Below are 6,447 nucleotides of genomic sequence, written 5' to 3'. Positions count from 1 at the left end.
TGCACAAATCGAACGCTGCGAATGGGGGGATGGCTGACGGACTTTCTGACGAGCGTTTCGCTCTTGGAGCTGTAAATCAGACCATTGCCTACCCATTCTAACAGCTTTGGCATGAGATGTCCCAAGCCTGTGGCTGGCTGCCACATATATGGGGCAAATATATTGTAACAGGAGATGTTGTTATGACTCAAACACTGGCCTATACGGTCATACATACCCCGGAAGCAGACAGACTTGAGAACCAGAAGTTGCTGCTTCAAAACTATGTCAGGCAGCGCGGCTGGAATGAGGTCGATGTCTATATTGATGACGGATACTCCGGCACGAACTTCAACCGCCCAGGCGTCAGGCGGTTAATCGAGGACGCAAAGGCAAAGCGGATCAATGTGATTCTGGTAAAGGACCTTCGGCGTGATTTTCTTCCCGGCTTTCTCAAAGACGGTTTCGACAGTTTCCCGTTTGAAATATTCGTCAAACGTATGAAGCTGCCGCGCTTCATCTAAGGTCATGTCAGAAAAGGTCACTTCCTTTGCCTTGTGTCTGCGAAGCTCTCTATGAGTGTCGCACGCTTCATTGTGCAATACCGTATTACAAAACTTCTGAAAAGCACACTGTTTGTAAAACTCCCTGCTATTAGGTTCCACATTCTCACCTCCTTTCTCGTTGGAAAGTTGGTGGTGCTTCCCCCTTTTCGCGGGGCAATACGGCGGTTTTCAAAAACGCCGAAGATTTTTTTGAAATTTCTTCAAAAAATTTTTTGAGCAGCAAAATACGCCTGTCCGAAAAGCCCGGACAGGCGTATAGGTATTATAAGTAGTATTTAGATGATTAGACAGTTCATATATAAAAGCGTAATTTCCCCCGGTGGTGGTCGGGCTTTTTTTAACAAGTCAATGACCGTCGGATTTTGTCGATACGGTATGTGCTTCATGGCGTCTACCTCCTTTTAGCCGCCGTATCTGTTGGCGTTTGTGGCGTCATTCCTTTTCAGAGGATAGAAAGAAACGGCAGCCTTGATTTATTCAAAGCCGCCGCTGATAGACAGGGTAATGAGTTTATAGAAACGGCTTAATATTGGGGGATATAAAGAGAGCCGACAAACTGCGATTACTCGCAAGTTTATCGGCTCTGCGTCTGTGCGTCTGGCTCTTTGATAACTGACATATTCAGTTGCTTTACATTGATAAGCGTTTCCTGTTTACATTTCGGACAGAACAATGGGAAGTTTTCAAGTATCGTGTCGCCGCGTATCTTTACCTGCGTTTTGTTGCCGCATACCGGGCATAATAACCATTGTTCAGCTATCATAGCAAATCCTTGTTTTCCGTCCAAGTTGAAAGTGTTACACCTCCATAGTGCTGATTTTTTTAGAGAGTGCTTTTGTCAAAACGAAAGCAACTAATATACTTGCCGCCGCAATCACAAGAACAATAACGCTGTTAAATATCTCTCCTGCTAAAAGGATTTCAGACGCAAAGCTACCGAAAATACATGAAACAATCACGCCCACTATAATTGTTACAGAAGCGGATTTTCTCCAATATCCAAACCACAAAGATATTACCGCCAATGCAGCAGCTATTATAGAGTAAGCAATAAGCGATATTGCAATCCCGAATAGCGTTGACATTGTTATAGCTTCTTGACAAATAGGAACAAACGCTTCGGTAGTAAAGAATATTGTAAAAGTAATCACGCCGCTAAACAGCATGGAAACAAATGTAAACAAAAATACAGTTATAACTTTTGCCAATAATACTCGGCTTCGCTTAACAGGGTATGAGAAAAGCAAAAAAACTTTTTTGCTTGCATATTCTTCAACAATAAATCTGTTATACATTGCCGACGATAAGATAGAAAAGCAAGCCGTAGCAACAACTAACGATAAGATGGCTATGCCGTTATATGTAATAAATATCTGAACATCTGTATCAGAAGCGTCAAGATGTGGTATTGCAGCAAATAAGTAAACAAGACCTAATACTGCAAATGTAATTAAAAGTCCCGCAGTTATGTAGCCTTTCAATCGGTTACGTTTAATTTCAAGTTCTATCAAATACAACATTATCTTTCCCCCTCTTTCACAATCGAAATGAAACATTCTTCAAGGTTAAATGAGCTGTCTTTTTTCAATTCCTGCAATGTCATTTCCCGCACAATCACACCATTTGAAATGATACCGATTTTATCCGCTATATGTTCTACCTCAGATAAAATATGACTTGAAAAAAGAATAGTTATTCCGTCCTTTTCTACAAGGCTTTTGAATAAATCACGCATTTCACGAATACCTACGGGGTCAAGCCCATTAACAGGCTCGTCCAGTATAAGCAGTTTAGGCTGATGTACCATTGCACGTGCAATAGCCAAACATTGCCTCATACCAAGTGAAAACTCCGAAACAGGCTGATTGCCAACGCTCTGCAATCCAACTTTGGATAAGGCCGTTTCCGTATCGGCTTTTTTAACACCCATATAGGCAAGATGTATGCTTAGGTTTTCTCTTGCTGATAAATGTTCGTAAAAAACAGGAACATCAATCATACTGCCGATATGCCGTAATATATCAGCTTTCTGTACTGTAACATCTTTTCCTAATACTTGAACCTCGCCCAAAGTAGGGGTTAATAAGCCGGTTAGTATTTTGAACATAGTTGTTTTTCCTGCTCCATTGATACCCAAAAAGCCGTATATTGTTCCTTTTTCTACGGTTAATGAGCATTTACGAAGCACCTCATTTTTTCCAAAGGATTTGCATAATCCTTTCGTGTGAATGGCTTGTTCTGTTGACATTAGATTTCCTCCTCATATTTTGAATATTGTATTGCCTTTTCCCGCTCCGCAGACGGCACATCACCAGGCAGAGCCGACAGTTTACTCATAAATTCTGTTCTATCCATTCCTTAAACATCCCTCAAAGATACCGTTCAATTTGGCAGAATACCGATACCACTCGCTAATATACGGATTAAGCTGCGTTCTTCCTTTCTCCGTAATCTTGTAGTAACGCCTGTTGCGCCCCGCACATTCCATATCATACGCTTCCAGACACTCATCTTTCTGTAACCTGCGCAGAACTGAATACAGCACAGATTCAGAAATTTCAATGACCTGCCGCACCTCCTGTGTAATTTTATACCCGTATGTACCCTCTGGCTCATGGGATATCATAGCCAGCACAACGGCATCCAGCAATGCCGCGCCTGTGTTAAAAACCATGCAATATACTCCTTTCCTGTTTTTATATATCTCATAAAGTTCTCTCCATATGTGAATCTATAAAGCTGTTATAAAAAAATATGTAAAAGGTATAATGTGCCTATGATAGTCTGTGCTTATAAACTTGTGCTGCTGCGCTAAACGCAATTATAATTGTTGCTATGCACCAAGCAAGAGCTATCCACAAGCTGTTCCCCAAAGGCAAGCCAAGCGTCAAGGCACGAATACTGTCAATAATCGGTGTCATAGGTTGGATTTCTGCAAACCATCTAATACCTCCGGACATGGTATCAGTAGGAGCAAAGCCGGAACTGATGAAAGGCAAAATAAAGAGTGGGAACATTAGACCACTGGAGCCCTCCGGCGATTTTGAAATTAGTCCACATAGTACAGCAAGCAATGAAATCGCAATGTTTACTAAGATAAGCAAGGCTACAACAATAAGCCAATCCACAAAGCCGCTATGTGGCCGAAAACCAAGGACAAAGGCGGTAATGATGATTACGGTGCTTGAAATTGTATTTCTCACTACTCCCGCACCAGTATGACCTATCAGTACGGCAGATTTTGAAATTGACATAGAACGGAAACGGTCTATTATGCCTTTTGTCATATCTGTTGCGACGTTCATTGCCGAGTGTTGAGAAGCCTGTCCAAGACTTTGCATAATAATTCCCGGCACAATAAAATCAATGTAGTTTAGGCTTCCCACATCTGCTATATTCCCAAATACCGTTCCAAACAAGAGCATTAAAAAGAATGGTGTTATTGTTGCCATTAACAATGCTTCGGGGTTTCGCAAAGAAATAAGCAGGCAGCGTTTAAACATTATCCAAGAGTCAAGAAATGATATACTTTTGAGTTTATGCACGATTATTTTCCTCCTTTTTCATCAGTCAACGTTAAAAACACTTTTTCCAAAGAGGGAAGTTTTTGCTCAAAGCTGTCAATCGTTATACCGTTCTCATTTAATAATGCCATTGCTTCGGCTGCTTGTTCTTCATTTTGAAAATTGAGTTGCGCGCCGCGCTGCGGCATTATCGTTTTTAGGTATTGCGGTGTCCCCTCTGCAAGTATCTCACCACCATGAAGAATGGCGATATAATCCGCAAGATATTCTGCTTCTTCCAAATACTGTGTAGTAAGGAATACCGTTGTTCCTCCGGCAGCTAATTCTTTTACTAAATCCCACATAGCGATACGATTTTGAGGGTCAAGCCCAGTGGTGGGTTCATCAAGAAAAATAATTTGTGGCTTTCCCATAAGGCTCATGGCTATATCTAATCTGCGACGCATACCTCCAGAATAAGTAGATACTTTGCTGTCTGCTGCGTCCTGCAAATGGAAGAAAGCCAACCACTCATTCACCTTATTTTTGACATCGTTCAGACGTTTAAGCTGTCCGATAAGGTTTAGATTTTCTCTACCCGTCAAAACTTCATCTACCGCTGTGAATTGCCCTGTCAGACTAATGCACTCACGCACATAATATCCTTGACGAACCACATCAAAGCCGTTAATGGTTGCTTTGCCGCTGTCCGGCTTCATCAATGTAGAAAGGATTTTTACGACAGTTGTTTTCCCTGCGCCGTTTGAGCCGAGCAGGGCAAACACACTGCCTTTACGGACAGTAAAGCTAACATCTTTCAAGACGTGATTTGCCTTATAAGATTTTTTTAATCCCGATACGTCAATCATAGTTTCTATCATGTTATCCTCCTTCAATACATACGTATGTATGTTTTTGGTCTTAATTTAACTGCCTATATGGGCAGTTAAATTAAGACTTTATTCTTTTTCAAATTCGTGTTTGCCTATTTCGTCCAGAAGCTCTTTCATTTCTTTATCCATAAAGGGTACGCCCAACACTTGTCCCAACTGTTCGAGAAATGATACTTTATCGGAATACTCTTTGTAAGATACTTGAAATGTAAAAGGACTTAACCATGAAGCAATCAGCATAGAGATAACTTGCGCTGTTTGCTTTGGGTATTTTACGGAAATCGAACCGTCCGTATTTCCCTCAATCAACAGTTTTTCAACGTAGGGAGCTACTACATTTACTTGCGTAAGCATTTCGTTCTTAAAGACAACAGGGCTATCTGATAGTTTTTTCATTTCTGCTCTTAAACTATCGCTCATATCCAAACGGGGCGTGAGGTCAAGTTTGAATACAAACCTAAGTTTTTCAAGGGCGTTTAGCTCTTTCTGCCTGTTAGCAAGGACAAACGGATTGTTGTCATTAAAAGACTTATACATAACGCCGGAAATCAATTCTTCACGTGATTTGAAGTAATGATAAAATGCTCCGCGAGTTACGCCAAGCTCTTTTACAACATCTTCAACATTGACATTTTCTAATCCCTTTTCGGCAAAAAGACGTGTGGCTGTTTCTAATATCTCCTGTTTCGTTTTTTTATCAGAACGTGGCATACAATCACCTCCAAAACATACGTATGTATGTTTTGCCTATTATAGCTCTTATTCTTTGCGTTGTCAATAGACTTCAAGGAAAAGGTTACAAGTATATATGCTCTATTTTGGCTAACTGATAGAACTGTGTAGACACATCCAAGAAGAAAGGGGAACAGTAAAATGTAAGAGGGTGAATAACTATGGCAAAAAGACCAGTACCACGATACGACTTTAAGGCTTTTGGTGAAGCAATCAAGGCAGCGCGTGAGGGGCGCAAGGAAAGCCGCAAGAAAGTAGGCGACGAAATGTTTATCTCGCCGCGCTACCTTGCGAACATTGAGAACAAGGGGCAGCACCCAAGTTTACAGATATTCTTTGAGCTAATGCTCCGCTACAATATATCCGTAGACCAGTTCCTTTTGGAAACGCCGCCGGAAAAGAACACGCAGCGGCGGCAGCTTGACGCGCTCCTTGACGGCATGAGCGATACAGGCATACGGATTGTGACCGAAACAGCAAAAGAGATTTCCGAAGTCGAAAAAGAGGGCAGATGAAATGTGTCCGTCAGAATTGAATAAGGTTTAGAGAACATTGTAATCTTTTTTGAAGATTGCAGCGTTTTTCTTTTGCGTAAGTTTGGCAAAATTGTTTATTCTCCGTAGTAGGGGATAAGAGCCTAAGGGATAAAAACATTCGTAGCAAGCATAAGATTGCGTTTTATTAGGAAAGCACACTGTCAAAAGGATTTTATGCTTTGGCGGGGGTCAGCCCGCCTCGGCGGTGTCAGTGGTGTTGATTTCAATGTATTCGGCA

Annotated in this window: 8 protein-coding genes and 2 pseudogenes; 2 read left to right on the top strand and 8 right to left on the bottom strand. The window is 41.4% G+C overall.

The window, feature by feature from the left end; genetic code table 11:
* Positions 1-221: 221 nt before the first annotated feature.
* Positions 222-413 (top strand): annotated as a pseudogene (locus tag U8U68_RS21190) (recombinase family protein); the annotation flags it as partial.
* Here the strand turns inward: U8U68_RS21190 and U8U68_RS21185 are convergent.
* The 8 genes and pseudogenes from U8U68_RS21185 to U8U68_RS21150 all read right to left on the bottom strand — a co-directional run.
* A pseudogene (locus tag U8U68_RS21185) lies at positions 393-644 on the bottom strand (RNA polymerase subunit sigma); the annotation flags it as partial. The pseudogenes U8U68_RS21190 and U8U68_RS21185 overlap by 21 nt on opposite strands.
* Before the next feature lie 475 nt (positions 645-1,119).
* Positions 1,120-1,308 carry a cysteine-rich KTR domain-containing protein gene (locus U8U68_RS21180; protein WP_322204353.1) on the bottom strand — a complete coding sequence of 63 codons (189 nt, stop codon included), beginning with the start codon at positions 1,306-1,308 and terminating at the stop codon, positions 1,120-1,122.
* A 34-nt stretch (positions 1,309-1,342) separates the two neighbouring features.
* The gene (locus U8U68_RS21175; RefSeq protein ID WP_322204351.1) at positions 1,343-2,065 is read right to left on the bottom strand and encodes an ABC transporter permease; all 723 of its coding nucleotides are present in this window, start codon (positions 2,063-2,065) and stop codon (positions 1,343-1,345) included.
* Complete coding sequence (locus U8U68_RS21170) at positions 2,065-2,793, bottom strand: ABC transporter ATP-binding protein (RefSeq protein ID WP_322204349.1); 729 nt, start codon at positions 2,791-2,793, stop codon at positions 2,065-2,067. The genes U8U68_RS21175 and U8U68_RS21170 overlap by 1 nt, the downstream gene beginning before the upstream one ends.
* Before the next feature lie 99 nt (positions 2,794-2,892).
* The gene (locus U8U68_RS21165; RefSeq protein WP_103242667.1) at positions 2,893-3,219 is read right to left on the bottom strand and encodes a PadR family transcriptional regulator; all 327 of its coding nucleotides are present in this window, start codon (positions 3,217-3,219) and stop codon (positions 2,893-2,895) included.
* 100 nt (positions 3,220-3,319) lie between these two features.
* On the bottom strand, positions 3,320-4,090 hold the full coding sequence (locus U8U68_RS21160) for an ABC transporter permease (protein WP_322204345.1): 771 nt from the start codon (positions 4,088-4,090) through the stop codon (positions 3,320-3,322).
* A gap of 2 nt (positions 4,091-4,092) precedes the next feature.
* Positions 4,093-4,929: an ABC transporter ATP-binding protein gene (locus tag U8U68_RS21155; RefSeq protein WP_016283899.1), complete on the bottom strand. Its 837-nt coding sequence runs from the start codon at positions 4,927-4,929 to the stop codon at positions 4,093-4,095.
* A gap of 78 nt (positions 4,930-5,007) precedes the next feature.
* Positions 5,008-5,652: a TetR/AcrR family transcriptional regulator gene (locus tag U8U68_RS21150; protein WP_016289902.1), complete on the bottom strand. Its 645-nt coding sequence runs from the start codon at positions 5,650-5,652 to the stop codon at positions 5,008-5,010.
* A 182-nt stretch (positions 5,653-5,834) separates the two neighbouring features.
* Between U8U68_RS21150 and U8U68_RS21145 the strand changes: the two genes are divergently transcribed.
* A complete protein-coding gene (locus U8U68_RS21145; RefSeq protein ID WP_322204342.1) occupies positions 5,835-6,188 on the top strand; it encodes a helix-turn-helix domain-containing protein in 354 nt (117 codons plus the stop codon).
* The last annotated feature ends 259 nt before the right edge of the window (positions 6,189-6,447 follow it).

The organism is Acutalibacter intestini, from assembly GCF_034334985.1.
In the GTDB taxonomy this organism is placed as follows: Bacteria; Bacillota; Clostridia; order Oscillospirales; family Acutalibacteraceae; genus Acutalibacter; species Acutalibacter intestini.
This window is presented reverse-complemented; position numbering and strand designations above follow the sequence as displayed.

Excerpts from the sequence above, each read along its gene's own strand:
- U8U68_RS21165 (WP_103242667.1), bottom strand. The coding sequence starts at position 3,219 with ATGGTTTTTAACACAGGCGCGGCATTGCTGGATGCCGTTGTGCTGGCT.
- U8U68_RS21155 (WP_016283899.1), bottom strand. The coding sequence starts at position 4,929 with ATGATAGAAACTATGATTGACGTATCGGGATTAAAAAAATCTTATAAG.
- U8U68_RS21145 (WP_322204342.1), top strand. The coding sequence starts at position 5,835 with ATGGCAAAAAGACCAGTACCACGATACGACTTTAAGGCTTTTGGTGAA.
- U8U68_RS21150 (WP_016289902.1), bottom strand. The coding sequence starts at position 5,652 with ATGCCACGTTCTGATAAAAAAACGAAACAGGAGATATTAGAAACAGCC.
- U8U68_RS21170 (WP_322204349.1), bottom strand. The coding sequence starts at position 2,793 with ATGTCAACAGAACAAGCCATTCACACGAAAGGATTATGCAAATCCTTT.
- U8U68_RS21175 (WP_322204351.1), bottom strand. The coding sequence starts at position 2,065 with ATGTTGTATTTGATAGAACTTGAAATTAAACGTAACCGATTGAAAGGC.
- U8U68_RS21180 (WP_322204353.1), bottom strand. The coding sequence starts at position 1,308 with ATGATAGCTGAACAATGGTTATTATGCCCGGTATGCGGCAACAAAACG.